This window comes from Exiguobacterium profundum, assembly GCF_042652865.1.
Taxonomy (GTDB): domain Bacteria; phylum Bacillota; class Bacilli; order Exiguobacteriales; family Exiguobacteriaceae; genus Exiguobacterium; species Exiguobacterium profundum.
In genome coordinates this window covers 1,261,707-1,273,567 of the sequence record NZ_JBHSHG010000001.1, presented here as the reverse complement: position 1 = coordinate 1,273,567, position 11,861 = coordinate 1,261,707, and the positions used below count along the sequence as shown (strand labels likewise).

The following is an 11,861-nucleotide window of genomic DNA, read 5'->3' as shown; positions in this document are numbered from 1 at the left end:
ACGACTTGATTCGTCAATTAGTGAAGTCGAGCGAAGGGACTCGACTTTTTTTATTTAGAGAAGCTGGAACGATGACGTCGCTGAATCAGCCGTGTAGCCGGTAAGCGTCGCATCAGACTTCACTTGATACGTTCCGCGTTGTGACCAAGAATTCGTCGAGAGTGTGAATGTGATGGTTCCTGATGAATTCGTCTTGCCTGTACCGACAAGCGTCGTACCGTTCGGTTGTGTGACCGTCACACGAACATCGGCGTTTGCGACCGCTTGGCCATTTGAATTTCGTACTGCCGAAGAAATCGAGACGACTTCACCAGCGTAGTAAGAAGACTTCGATGTCGAGACTGTCGTCGTGAGTGCTTGGACAGGTTGCGTCGTACCACCAGAAGTCGGGGATTGGACAAGTCCGTTCCCGAACCATGTGTCGCGACCTGTTGTACCAAGGTCGATGGAGTCTTGCGACAATTTTGTACGGAGTTGTGTGCTCGATAGCGTAGGGAACGCCTGTTTCATGAGTGCGAGGTTACCCGCCACATACGGTGTCGCCATTGATGTTCCGCTCATTTGACCGTAGCCCCCATTTGAGAGGGTCGAGTTGATGCCGACACCAGGTGCTGCCACTTCGACAGTGCTACCTGTCGCCGAGAACGAGGCACGGTTGTTGTTGATATCTGTTGCAGCAACAGCAATTGCCGAACTGTAACGAGCCGGATAGTTGACGAGGTCACCCGATCCATCGGTACGACCATTGTTACCCGCTGCCGCGACGACAAGGATGCCTGCATTATTGGCACGATCGACAACTTGTTGGAGCGTCGTCGATGGACTTGTCGTCCCGAGGCTCAAGTTGATGATATCCATATCATTAGTGATCGACCAGTCAATCCCTGCAACGATACTCGATAAGCTACCACTTCCGTTCGCCTCAAGAGCTTTGACGGCGTATATGCTTGCCTCGTGTGCAATCCCGACTGTTCCGATGCTATTGTTACGTGCACCGATAATCCCGGCTACGTGTGTACCGTGACCATTGTCATCGGCATACGAACTCGTGACCGTGCTAAATGAGGCACCACCAGCGATTGTTAAATCGGGGTGGGGCGAAATCCCTGTGTCGACGACGGATACTTTGACACCTTTCCCTGTGAATCCACTCTGCCAAGATGAAGGAGCTTTTAGTTTAGGAATCCCCCAGTCTTGTGTTTGATTCTCAATCTGTACGATTTGATCCACTTCCACGTGTGCGACGTTCGGGTTATTCTTCAGTCCATTCAAAGCAGCTTTCGGAACTTCGAGTGCTGCTGCAGGAATATTCGAATACTGTTGTTTAACTTCCATGCCTTCAATCGACAGCGGAATTTTCTTTGCCGATTCCTTGAAAACGACGATGACACGTTCTTTCTCTTTGTTTGGGGCGGCATCCGCACCCCCAGGTACGGTTGACAAGACAAGCAATGAGGCGAGGACGGAGCTACAGATTTTTTTCAACTTGTTTCCTCCTTTAGGGTATGTAGGCAAGATGACGGGATGTCGAACTGCCGTGACCATAGAGTAACAAGTTTTACCAACGTGTAGAATACGCCAATGGCATTAAATATCTGAATATTTAGATAAGGATACAGGGAATTCAGATACAAGACTTTTGACTCAATCGTTAGAAAAATGAATAGAAATAACAGATGAACAAATTAAAAAAGCGAACCAGCCAGAGGCTCGTTCGCAATGTATTCATTTAATGACTTTATGTTTCCAAAGGATACCGGACTTTAATAGTCGGGCTACTTTCCCGGTGAGTGATTGTTTCCCCATAAACACCCCAAAGCCAGCCTTCTTCCCGAGGGAACCGAGCGTCCCTTTCAGTTTGATGTCGGGTAATTCTGGATAATTGATACCTTTCCATTTGCAAAGCAAGACTTGAACGATCTGTTCGGCTTGGGCTTCGGCAAGTTGTCCGGACGGTGCGTACGGTAAGCTCGCATTGTCACCAACGACAAACACGTCCGGCAGTCCAGGAACAAAGTGATGTTCCGTCAATTTGACACGTCCGCCTCCATCGAGCTCCCAACCTTGATTCCGTACAACGGCGACCGGTTGAATCCCGGCCGTCCATACGGTCAGATCAGATGGGAATAAGTCTTCATGGTTCCATAATCCGTCAGCATCGACACGTGTGATGTTCGCATTATTGATGACTTCGACGCCGTGCTCCTCGAACCAAGATTGTACGTACATCGAGACACGATTAGATAAGAAAGATAGAACGGATGGTCCGCGGTCGAATAAACGGACCGTCAAATCAGGCCGGCTCTCACGAAGTTCGCTGGCGAGTTCGACACCAGATAGACCGGCACCGACGACAGAAACGACCGAACCTGGTCGCAGACCGTTGATCGCTTGTTGTGTCTTACGTGACTCTTCCAGTGTTTGAATACTGTACGTGAATTCGGCTGCCCCTTGAACGTTGTGGTATTTGTCTTCGCATCCTAATCCGATGACGAGGTCGTCGTAGGGCACTTTTTCTCCACTCGCGAGCAGAACCATTTTGTCTTCGGTGTCGATGTCCGTGACCTGTCCGTATATGTAATCGATTTCATCCGGAAAGTCAATGCGAATATCGCGGTCCGAGACCGTTCCTGCGGCCAGTGCGTAATACTCAGTTTTCAATCCATGATAAGGCAAGCGATCGACGAGCGTGACCGAGATGTCTTGTAACTGATGTCCAAGTACTCTCTCAATCACACGCATTCCCCCGTAACCGCCTCCTAAGACGACTAATTTGCGCATAATAATCCCCCTTTGTTACTCTTCAACTGTATCATGTTATAATCTGCCGTAGAAGAACCATTTTCCGATAATTCACGTAAAGAAAGACGGTGATATATATGATGAATCCGATCATCGAATTTTGTGCTTCGAATTTGGCGATGGGCTCACAAATTGCCCGGGCTAAATTAGAGTCCGACCCTGATCTTGATGTGGTCGAATATGGCTGTACAGGCTATTGTGGTGTCTGTTCCCTTGATCTCTTTTGCCTCGTAGACGGGGAAGTGGTGACGGGTGAAACACCAGAAGAGCTCGTGACGAAGGTGTATGAAAAAATCGAAGAGATGGCATGGTAAAAAGTTTGAGGAAATGACCTCAAACTTTTTTATTTCACCCGTTGCATTTTAAAAAGAGGGATGTTATATTCTAAGAGGTTCGAATGTAGGTTGTCTGACGTTTAACAACGATAAAAAGAAAGCGTTTCAAACGGTAGGACACATCTCTTTTCGGGTATGACACATATAATTGGTTTTGTTTAATATGAAAGGAGCACAACATCAATGAAAATCATGAGTGTGGTTGGTATTTTGGCACTAATTGCAATCGCTTACATCTTCTCTACCAACCGTAAAGCCATCAAATGGCGCACGGTCTTGGCAGCGTTCGCTGTTCAATTCGCATTTGCATTCCTCGTCTTATATACGGCATGGGGACGTAAGGCGCTTGAATGGATCTCAAATGGGGTTCAAGCTGTCTTGAACACAGCGGGTGACGGGATTGCCTTCGTATTCGGAACAGCAGTCGGTGGCGACAACTTCGTTTTCGCATTCCAAGTCCTTCCGATTATCATCTTCATGTCATCATTAATCGCATTGCTTTACTACCTCGGCGTCATGCAGTGGGTCATCCGTATCCTCGGTACTGCCCTTGCGAAAGCACTTGGTACGTCACGTAAAGAGTCACTTTCAGCAACAGCGAACATTTTCGTCGGTCAAACGGAAGCACCGCTTGTCATCAAGCCGTACCTTCCTACAATGACACAGTCTGAGCTCTTCGCAGTCATGGTCGGTGGACTCGCATCGGTTGCCGGATCTGTACTTGCAGGTTATGCAGCACTCGGTGTACCACTCGAATACTTGCTCGCAGCGAGCTTCATGGCAGCGCCAGCAGGTCTCTTATTCGCGAAAATCATCGTACCAGAAACAGAAGAGTACGATGACGACATCGAGATTGTAGAAGATGAAGAAGACAGAGCGGCGAACTTCGTCGATGCAGCGGCACGTGGTGCTTCTGACGGTCTCTTCCTTGCCTTGAACGTCGGTGCGATGCTTCTTGCATTCGTTTCATTGATTGCGCTCGTCAACTTGATCCTCGGTTCAGTTGGTGGACTCTTCGGATTTGATAGCTTGTCACTCGAATTGATTCTCGGTTACGTCTTCGCGCCACTTGCATTCGTGATTGGTGTACCATGGGCGGATGCTGTACAATTCGGTAGCTTCCTCGGTCAAAAACTAGTCTTGAACGAATTCGTTGCTTTCTCTGAGTTTGCTCCAATCATCGGTTCTGGTGATTTGTCAGCTCGTACAGAAGCGATGATCGCATTCGCACTTTGTGGTTTCGCAAACATCTCGTCACTCGCGATCCTTCTTGGTGGTCTTGGTGGTATGGCGCCAAACCGTCGTGGTGACATCGCACGCATGGGTGTTCTCGCGATTCTTGCAGGTACGCTTGCAAACTTGATGTCAGCTACATTGGCTGGACTTCTTCTTTAATCGGTATAAGAAAACGCGATCACTTCGGTGGTCGCGTTTTTTTAGTATGAGAAGGATGTATGTATGGTGATGTTTGGCCACTTGGCGGACCAGTTCTTTTGCTGCAACCGCTCCAGATAGATGGGATGCTTTGAAGAGTTCGAATCAAAGGGTGGTGTCGGTATAACGTGCATGTTGATCAAGTCGTGAATGCCGTGTGGGGCAGCGAGGATGAGGGAACTATCCGATTGAAGACGTACCCCGATCGCGGTGACGGTCTCAGGAAAATGTGCCAACGCATCGACCGATGAAGCATAGGGTGGAAGGTTGTTGACGTGATGCATTCTCGCTTGATTTTTGACAGACCAAGGTACATCGGGGATGAGGCGGAATAATCGCTCTTCGAGTTGTTTTTCGACTGCTTCCTCTGGTTGGTTTGGGTCGAAATAAATCACATCTACATCATCTGTTTTAGTCGATGTTTCGTATCCGTGAAGGTGGTCCCAGACTTTTAAACGAATATATCCCGCACCAAATCCAACAATCCGGTAAATCGAGGTTGGCGACGGCGTGGAGAAGCTTTATGAGCTCGGCGTCTTGTTTTAGAAAATGAACCAAATCCTGTTCGTCTGTCATAATGAATGCCCCTCCTTACAATATGGTTAAAAAAAGCACCTAGGCAACGCCTAGATGCTCGTATATTGATTATGCTTGAAGTTGTACGCGTTGACGTTCGATCCACGGCTTCAATTTCAAGAAGAGTGGGACGAAGAGCGCGCTGATCAAGATCGCTTTAATCAAGTTGAACGGTAAGATCCCGTAAAGGACAAGATCCGTTTTCACCGCCGGGTCGGCCATGTCTGCCATTCCGAAGAAGAAGGCGTAGGCTGGCAAGATGACGAGATAGTTTAAGATGGCGAGGCTAAGAGCCATTGTGATTGTACCGGCAAGTAATCCAGAAGCGAGTGCTTTGTTTGACTTGCGCTTATGGTAGAACCAGGCAACTGGGTACATGAATGCGACACCTGCGAAGAAGTTTGCGACTTCCCCGACTGGAACGCCGCCACCGTTAAAGACGTAGTACAAGACGTTTTTCAAACCGACGACCACGACTCCTGCGAGTGGGGAAAAGACGATTCCGGCAATGAGTGCAGGAATGTCACTAAAGTCCACTTTAAGGAATGGCGGTAAAAATGGGAGCGGAAAGTTGAATAGCATGAGTACGAACGAGATCGTCCCGAGCATCGCCAAAGTCACCATTGTTGTCAGTCGTTTGTTGCGCGTAGTTTTCATCAGAATCTCTCCTTTAGGTCGCTCCTCGATGAATGGCATCCGTCGCATATAAAAACCCGATTGCAATGAAGACAATCGGGAGAGTTTACGCGCATACGAAAGAGATGTTTTCCGAGGTGGAAAAGTCCACGTCAAAGAAAACATCCGGATATCGGTCGGATGCCGCCATCTTCTCCCATCCAGACTATACTGTCGGCTTTCGAATCTCACGAAATCAGCAAGCAACGCCTTGCTCGCTCACGGGCTGAGAAGAATATATTCTTCAATACCGCCGGTCGGGAATTTCACCCTGCCCCGAAGATGGAACGATTTAATTTTTTTTGTTACAGTTTAGTTATACAAGATAATCCACAAGATGACAAGTCAATTGACTTGAATTGAAGATATATGAGGAGGAGTTCAGATGATTCATTTAACAGAGTCAGCCGCACTTCAAGTGCTAGAGATGATGAAACAGACGGAACGCCCGGATGCGCAATACTTGCGAGTGAAGGTACAAGGTGGCGGATGTACAGGACTTTCATACGGGATGGGCTTCGACGAGGAGAAGACGGACAAAGACATTCAATTCGACCATCATGGTGTCCGCGTCATCGTTGCGGAAGTGGATCATGGGGTCGTTGATGGCCTCGAGATTGATTATAAGCAGTCGATGCTCGGTGGGGGTTTCACAATTAAAAACCCAAATGCGATTGCAACATGCGGTTGCGGTTCGAGTTTCCGGACAGCGACGAATGCAGGTACGCCAGGAGAATGCTAAAGAATAAGAACCGATCGCGAGTGCGATCGGTTCTTATTCTTCTTCTGTCAAAATCAACCGAATGACTTTTGCAGTTACGTCGAGTTCGATGTGATGTTGCCAAGGCCGAAAGCCTGTGATTGTACACGTGTCATTCGTGATGCGGAATGAGCAGACACTCTCTTCCTCTTGATCGAGGACAGAGTAACGACTGAAATCAGATAAGCTCTGATAGATCGCATACTGTGGTGGTAGTTCATACGTCCATCCTTTTTCTAACATGATTTGGTGCATATTCGAGCCCCCTAACAAGTCTTTACTTATTAGAATAGCAAGAATACGTGTAAAAGTGGTAGATTAGTCTGTTTCTTTGAAGGGAAAATGAGTAGGGACGTCATTACAAATGGGAGGATTCAGGGTCATGAGAAAAGTATTGATATTCGGAGGGTCACGCTATTTCGGAAAACGGCTCGCATTGCGACTTGCTGAAGCAGGGGATGATGTGACGATTGTGACGAGAGGGCAACTACAGGTGCCGGAAGCTGAAGGGATTCGGTCTGTCAAAGGAGACCGGCAATCGGTCGCGACGATGAAAGACTTGGCCCGCGAACGGTACGACCTCGTCTATGACAACATTTGTTTTACTCCGTATCAGGCAAAAATCGCCTCGGATGCGTTCATGGACAAAGTCGGGAAATATGTGCTCACGTCGACGATGTCGGTCTACGCGCCTGGTCCTGATTTAAAAGAGAGCGACTTCAATCCGCTCCATTACGAATATCATCTTGAATCCGAACATGACTACGGACAAGGGAAACGCGAGGCGGAATCATTCTTCTTCCATCGCGCCTCTTTCCCGGTGGCGACCGTACGATTACCGATCGTGTTAGGTCCGGATGACTATACAGACCGATTGAAGTTTTATGTAGATGCAATCCGGAACGAGGAACCGGTTGTCTTGCATCACCCGGAAGCAAAGATGGGCTTCATCTCGAGTGCGGAAGCGGCCGCCTTCTTAGAATGGGTCGGTCGTGCCAATGTGACAGGACCGTTCAATGCGGCGAGTGATGGACTCATCTCGATGGGGGCCTTGATGGAGCGAATCGGTCAACACGTCGGAAAACCCGTCCATATTATAAAAGATGGAGACTCGTCGCCGTATGATTCGGATGTCGACTATTATATGTCGATTGCTGAGGCGAAGAAGGCGGGATTTGTGTTTACGCAACTCGATGACTGGATTGACCGGGTCATCGTTCAAACGATGAAAAGATAAAAAACGCTTCTGTGGATGTGGTCCACAGAAGCGTTTTTGGTTATTTCCCAGCAAATACAGATGTCGAGTGTTGCGGATGACGAGCAGTCGGATCCACGAGCTGTTTCACTTGGTTGATGGCGATTGGGGCTTCACCGAAACCGGTCGCAATCAATTTTACTTTCCCTTCGTATGTCGCGATATCACCGCAAGCGAAGATGCCGGCAACGGTCGTTTCCATACGTGAATCGACACGGATTGTGTTTTTCTCGAATTCCATTCCCCAGTTCTTGATTGGACCGAGCGATGAAACGAATCCGTAGTTACAAATCAAATCATCGATTTCAACGATTTTTGATTCGCCATCCTTATCTGTCAATTCGACAGATTCGATGTGTGTCTCACCAGACAGTGACTCGATGTTGTAAGGCGTAAGGACGTTAATCGTCGATGCCTTCATCTGTTCTACCGTATGTTCATGAGCACGGAAGCGGTCACGACGGTGAACGATGTGTACTTCTTTTGCGATTCCTTCAAGCATGAGTGCCCAGTCGACGGCTGAATCGCCACCGCCGGCAATCATGACACGGCGATCACGGAATTTCTCCATGTTGTCAACAAAGTAATGAAGGTTGGCATAATCTTCGCAGCCATCAAGACCGAGTGGGCGGGCTGAGAAGGCACCGTTTCCGGCTGTGATGATGATGGCTTTCGTATGATACTCTTCTTTGTTCGTCGTCAATACGAAAGTGCCGTCCTCGAGGCGTTCGACCGTTTCCACCGTTTCGCCGAGACGGTAGTCTTGTTCGAATTGATCGGCCTGAGCTTTTAGTTGATCAATCAAGTCCTGTGCTTTCACTTTCGGGAAACCGGCAATATCATAAATATATTTTTCAGGATAGAGCGTTGATAACTGACCACCGAGTTGCGGTAAGCTTTCAATCAACGTCGTATCGAGTTGGCGCATGCCTGCATAAAATGCGGTGAACAGTCCGACTGGGCCGCCACCGATGATGATTACATCTTTCGTCGTCTTCATCGAATTCCTCCTCAAAGCGTATACATCTATTATAGAGAGTTTATTGAATTAAATCCATTCAGTACAAACATGCAACACTTTCAAAAAAAATTCAAGAAGATAAGCTTTTCCATTGAGAATTCAAATTAAAGAGCGTACAATAAAACAGAAGCAATTGTGAACAGATGTTGAACAAGAATAGGCTTTATTGTGAACGTCTATGTGAAGAAACACACAACATAGTTGTTCAAAAAAACAAAATTTTAAACAAGGTGGAAATGAACATGAAACGACCTAACATTGTTATTCTTGGTGCGGGCTTCGGTGGACTCATCACAGCCGTCAACCTTCAAAAGACACTCGCTGCAGGTGATGCGAACATTACGCTTATCAACAAGCATGATTATCACTACCAAACGACATGGCTTCACGAACCAGCTGCTGGAACGATGAACCCAGATCAAGCACGCATCTACATTAACGATATTGTGAACCCGTCACGTGTGAAACTTGTCAAAGGGATCGTCGATCGCGTCGATACTGCTGCGAAACAAGTCACACTCGAAGATGGTTCAGTTGTCGAATACGACTATGTCGTCATCGGTCTCGGTGGTGTACCTGAAACGTTCGGTATCCCAGGCTTGAAAGAAAATGCGATGACAATCAGCTCGTTGAACAGTGTTCGTAAAATCAAAGAGCACATCGAATATTCATTCGCTCAATATAAAACAAATGGTTCTTCTGACAATTCGTTCGTGACGATCGTTGTCGGTGGTGCTGGATTCACAGGAATCGAATTCCTCGGTGAAATCGTCAACCGGATTCCAGAGCTTTGCAAACAATATGACGTTCCACGCGAAGCGGTTCGCATCGTCAACATTGAAGCAGCACCAACAGTTCTTCCTGGTTTCGACCCAGAACTCACAACGTACGCACAGAAATGGTTGGAACGTAACGGTGTCGAGATGAAACTTGGTAACGGAATCAAAGGTGTCGAGCCAGGTGTGGTGACATTCGGTCCACTTCAAGGTGACACGACAGAAACGATTCGTGCCAACACGATCATCTGGACAGGTGGCGTAAGTGGTAGCCCGATCATCGAAAAATCAGGATTTGAAGCGGTCCGTAACCGTGTCATGGTGGAAGCGGACAACCGTGCACCAGGTCACGACAACGTCTTCATCATCGGTGACTGCTCAGCGGTCATGGATCCTGCATCGAACCGTCCATACCCACCGACGGCACAAATCGCGACACAACAAGCACATAACGTTGCGAAAAACATTGCGGCGCTCATCAATGGAAAATCGACATCGAAGTTCACTTACGAGAGCAAGGGAACGGTCGCTTCACTCGGACATAACGATGGAATCGGAATCGTGATGGGCAAGAAAATCTTCGGTCGCAACGCTTCGTTCATGAAAAAAGTCATCGACAACAAACACTTCATCGAATTGAAAAAGTACGGACTCGTCCTTAAAAAAGGGAAGTTCTAATTTCATGATTGCACGGCTCGTTCTATCTCAGAACGGGCTGTTTTTCTTTCGAAATTGTCATAGGAAGTTCTTTGACCTCGTTGGTCGAAATTTTGTATAATGAAGAGCGGACAAGGGGGGCAATACATGCATATTATCCAAGCAGTCATTGGAGCCGTTTTATATATGACGATTTTTTTCAGTATCGGCTTCATCTTGAATATGTTACTTAAAAAGACATGGACACTTGTGTTCATTTATCCGATTTTTGTCATCATGATGATTGATAATGTCAAACTTTCGAGTTACGTGACCGAGACATCGACCGCGCTTACGAGTGTCTATGAAGGACTCGTCGGGTTGCAACTTCTCGATTTATTCATGCTCGGCTTTGGATTGCTCGGTGCAATTCTAGCTGGTGTGACGATTCGTTTCTTACGAAAGAGCGGTTATTCAATGTTTTAATTGGCGACAGAAATGTTCGCCTTTTTTGTTTTGTCCCTACTTTTTTAGGGCATGAACCGATATACTAGATAGCGAAACGATTTTTAGTAAGGGATGCGATGCGAATGACATTACCGATGTATACGATCAAAAAAGTGTTGAATAATAGCGTTGTCATTTGTCAACATGATACGGATCCGGAAGTCATTCTACTCGGGAAGGGGATTGGCTTTGGCAAAAAACCAGGCGACCTCGTCGACCCGGCCAGCGTCCCGGAGAAAGTGTATCAACTGACAGATAAAGAAGAGCAATCACAATATCAGGAACTCGTCAAACATGTCGACGAGGACTTCATTGCATTCATGCAAGAGATTGTTGGCTTTATTGAGACGAGTACGGGCAAGAAAGTCGATGAGCACATCCATATCGGTTTGACCGATCACTTGTTCTTCACGATGAAGCGAATCGAACAAGGGATGGAAGTGACGAATCCGTTTTTACTCGAGACGGAATCACTCTACCCAAACGAGTTTGCGCTCGCGGAACGGATTGTCGATATGTTCCATGAACGATTGAACGTTTTGCTCCCGGATGCGGAAACAGGGTTTATCGCCCTTCATATTCACTCGGCGACGACGTTCAAAAACGTCCTCGAGGTCAACCGTCATAATCAAATCATCGGGCAAATTGTTCAGACGATTGAGAGTCGTTTGAACGTGAAAATGGACCGGACATCACTCGATTATAAGCGCTTACTTCGGCACTTAAGGTACGCCGTTGAGCGGGTCGCGACAGGTGAGACGGTCGAGGCACCACAAAAAATTGAAAAGGTGTTGCGCGACGAATATCCGCTATGCTATAGTACTGCTTGGGAGCTGATGGGCATCATGGAACGCGAATTAAAGCGTCCCGTCCCACGAGGTGAAGCGACATATTTGACGATGCATCTCCAGCGCCTAACAAGTAGATAAATGATACCACGTGTCTTACGTGTTACTGATTCGATCAGGCATGAGTAAGGAGTGGAACGTTATGTGATGTCTCCATTGGGAGAGGTCTACGTTCTATCCTTATTCATGCCTTTTCTGTTTTTATAAACGTGATTTATGAAAACGTTTAGATACGT

The 11,861-nt window shown here is 47.2% G+C and carries 12 protein-coding genes, 1 pseudogene and 1 riboswitch; of the genes and pseudogenes, 7 read left to right on the top strand and 6 right to left on the bottom strand.

Features of this window, described 5'->3' with window-relative positions; genetic code table 11:
• Positions 1–54: 54 nt before the first annotated feature.
• Positions 55–1,485, bottom strand: a complete 1,431-nt coding sequence (locus ACFO4U_RS06580) for a S8 family serine peptidase (protein WP_215243788.1) — start codon at positions 1,483–1,485, stop codon at positions 55–57.
• Between the two features lie 240 nt (positions 1,486–1,725).
• Positions 1,726–2,781, bottom strand: a complete 1,056-nt coding sequence (locus ACFO4U_RS06575) for an NAD(P)/FAD-dependent oxidoreductase (protein ID WP_074036387.1) — start codon at positions 2,779–2,781, stop codon at positions 1,726–1,728.
• A 98-nt stretch (positions 2,782–2,879) separates the two neighbouring features.
• Between ACFO4U_RS06575 and ACFO4U_RS06570 the strand changes: the two genes are divergently transcribed.
• Both ACFO4U_RS06570 and ACFO4U_RS06565 read left to right on the top strand, forming a co-directional pair.
• The gene (locus ACFO4U_RS06570; protein WP_012726828.1) at positions 2,880–3,116 is read left to right on the top strand and encodes a YuzB family protein; all 237 of its coding nucleotides are present in this window, start codon (positions 2,880–2,882) and stop codon (positions 3,114–3,116) included.
• A 204-nt stretch (positions 3,117–3,320) separates the two neighbouring features.
• Positions 3,321–4,532 carry a NupC/NupG family nucleoside CNT transporter gene (locus ACFO4U_RS06565; RefSeq protein ID WP_074036391.1) on the top strand — a complete coding sequence of 404 codons (1,212 nt, stop codon included), beginning with the start codon at positions 3,321–3,323 and terminating at the stop codon, positions 4,530–4,532.
• Positions 4,533–4,573: 41 nt separating this feature from the next.
• Here the strand turns inward: ACFO4U_RS06565 and ACFO4U_RS06560 are convergent.
• Positions 4,574–5,147, bottom strand: a pseudogene (locus ACFO4U_RS06560) (nucleotidyltransferase family protein).
• 69 nt (positions 5,148–5,216) lie between these two features.
• Complete coding sequence (locus ACFO4U_RS06555) at positions 5,217–5,804, bottom strand: ECF transporter S component (RefSeq protein ID WP_012726825.1); 588 nt, start codon at positions 5,802–5,804, stop codon at positions 5,217–5,219.
• Positions 5,805–5,967: 163 nt separating this feature from the next.
• Positions 5,968–6,110, bottom strand: a riboswitch (FMN riboswitch).
• Between the two features lie 97 nt (positions 6,111–6,207).
• On the opposite strand from ACFO4U_RS06555, the gene ACFO4U_RS06550 reads away from it, so the two are divergent.
• Entirely contained in the window at positions 6,208–6,564 is a 357-nt protein-coding gene (locus ACFO4U_RS06550; RefSeq protein WP_074036395.1) for a HesB/IscA family protein, read from the top strand.
• A gap of 33 nt (positions 6,565–6,597) precedes the next feature.
• On the opposite strand, the gene ACFO4U_RS06545 is transcribed toward ACFO4U_RS06550, so the two are convergent.
• Positions 6,598–6,837: a hypothetical protein gene (locus ACFO4U_RS06545; protein WP_047795133.1), complete on the bottom strand. Its 240-nt coding sequence runs from the start codon at positions 6,835–6,837 to the stop codon at positions 6,598–6,600.
• 127 nt (positions 6,838–6,964) lie between these two features.
• Between ACFO4U_RS06545 and ACFO4U_RS06540 the strand changes: the two genes are divergently transcribed.
• Positions 6,965–7,819 (top strand): NAD-dependent epimerase/dehydratase family protein, encoded by an 855-nt coding sequence (locus ACFO4U_RS06540; protein ID WP_012726822.1) that lies wholly within the window; start codon positions 6,965–6,967, stop codon positions 7,817–7,819.
• Positions 7,820–7,859: 40 nt separating this feature from the next.
• On the opposite strand, the gene ACFO4U_RS06535 is transcribed toward ACFO4U_RS06540, so the two are convergent.
• Positions 7,860–8,837 (bottom strand): NAD(P)/FAD-dependent oxidoreductase, encoded by a 978-nt coding sequence (locus tag ACFO4U_RS06535; protein WP_012726821.1) that lies wholly within the window; start codon positions 8,835–8,837, stop codon positions 7,860–7,862.
• 263 nt (positions 8,838–9,100) lie between these two features.
• Between ACFO4U_RS06535 and ACFO4U_RS06530 the strand changes: the two genes are divergently transcribed.
• The 3 genes from ACFO4U_RS06530 to glcT all read left to right on the top strand — a co-directional run bounded on the left by ACFO4U_RS06530 (position 9,101) and on the right by glcT (position 11,706).
• On the top strand, positions 9,101–10,312 hold the full coding sequence (locus ACFO4U_RS06530; RefSeq protein ID WP_074033515.1) for an NAD(P)/FAD-dependent oxidoreductase: 1,212 nt from the start codon (positions 9,101–9,103) through the stop codon (positions 10,310–10,312).
• 126 nt (positions 10,313–10,438) lie between these two features.
• On the top strand, positions 10,439–10,756 hold the full coding sequence (locus ACFO4U_RS06525) for a YuiB family protein (protein ID WP_047795135.1): 318 nt from the start codon (positions 10,439–10,441) through the stop codon (positions 10,754–10,756).
• A gap of 104 nt (positions 10,757–10,860) precedes the next feature.
• Positions 10,861–11,706: a glucose PTS transporter transcription antiterminator GlcT gene (gene glcT, locus ACFO4U_RS06520; RefSeq protein WP_012726818.1), complete on the top strand. Its 846-nt coding sequence runs from the start codon at positions 10,861–10,863 to the stop codon at positions 11,704–11,706.
• Positions 11,707–11,861 lie beyond the last annotated feature (155 nt).

Coding starts and splice junctions, on each gene's coding strand:
- ACFO4U_RS06565 (WP_074036391.1), top strand. CDS start 3,321: ATGAAAATCATGAGTGTGGTTGGTATTTTGGCACTAATTGCAATCGCT.
- ACFO4U_RS06535 (WP_012726821.1), bottom strand. CDS start 8,837: ATGAAGACGACGAAAGATGTAATCATCATCGGTGGCGGCCCAGTCGGA.
- ACFO4U_RS06525 (WP_047795135.1), top strand. CDS start 10,439: ATGCATATTATCCAAGCAGTCATTGGAGCCGTTTTATATATGACGATT.
- ACFO4U_RS06550 (WP_074036395.1), top strand. CDS start 6,208: ATGATTCATTTAACAGAGTCAGCCGCACTTCAAGTGCTAGAGATGATG.
- ACFO4U_RS06530 (WP_074033515.1), top strand. CDS start 9,101: ATGAAACGACCTAACATTGTTATTCTTGGTGCGGGCTTCGGTGGACTC.
- ACFO4U_RS06545 (WP_047795133.1), bottom strand. CDS start 6,837: ATGCACCAAATCATGTTAGAAAAAGGATGGACGTATGAACTACCACCA.
- ACFO4U_RS06570 (WP_012726828.1), top strand. CDS start 2,880: ATGATGAATCCGATCATCGAATTTTGTGCTTCGAATTTGGCGATGGGC.
- ACFO4U_RS06555 (WP_012726825.1), bottom strand. CDS start 5,804: ATGAAAACTACGCGCAACAAACGACTGACAACAATGGTGACTTTGGCG.
- glcT (WP_012726818.1), top strand. CDS start 10,861: ATGACATTACCGATGTATACGATCAAAAAAGTGTTGAATAATAGCGTT.
- ACFO4U_RS06575 (WP_074036387.1), bottom strand. CDS start 2,781: ATGCGCAAATTAGTCGTCTTAGGAGGCGGTTACGGGGGAATGCGTGTG.
- ACFO4U_RS06540 (WP_012726822.1), top strand. CDS start 6,965: ATGAGAAAAGTATTGATATTCGGAGGGTCACGCTATTTCGGAAAACGG.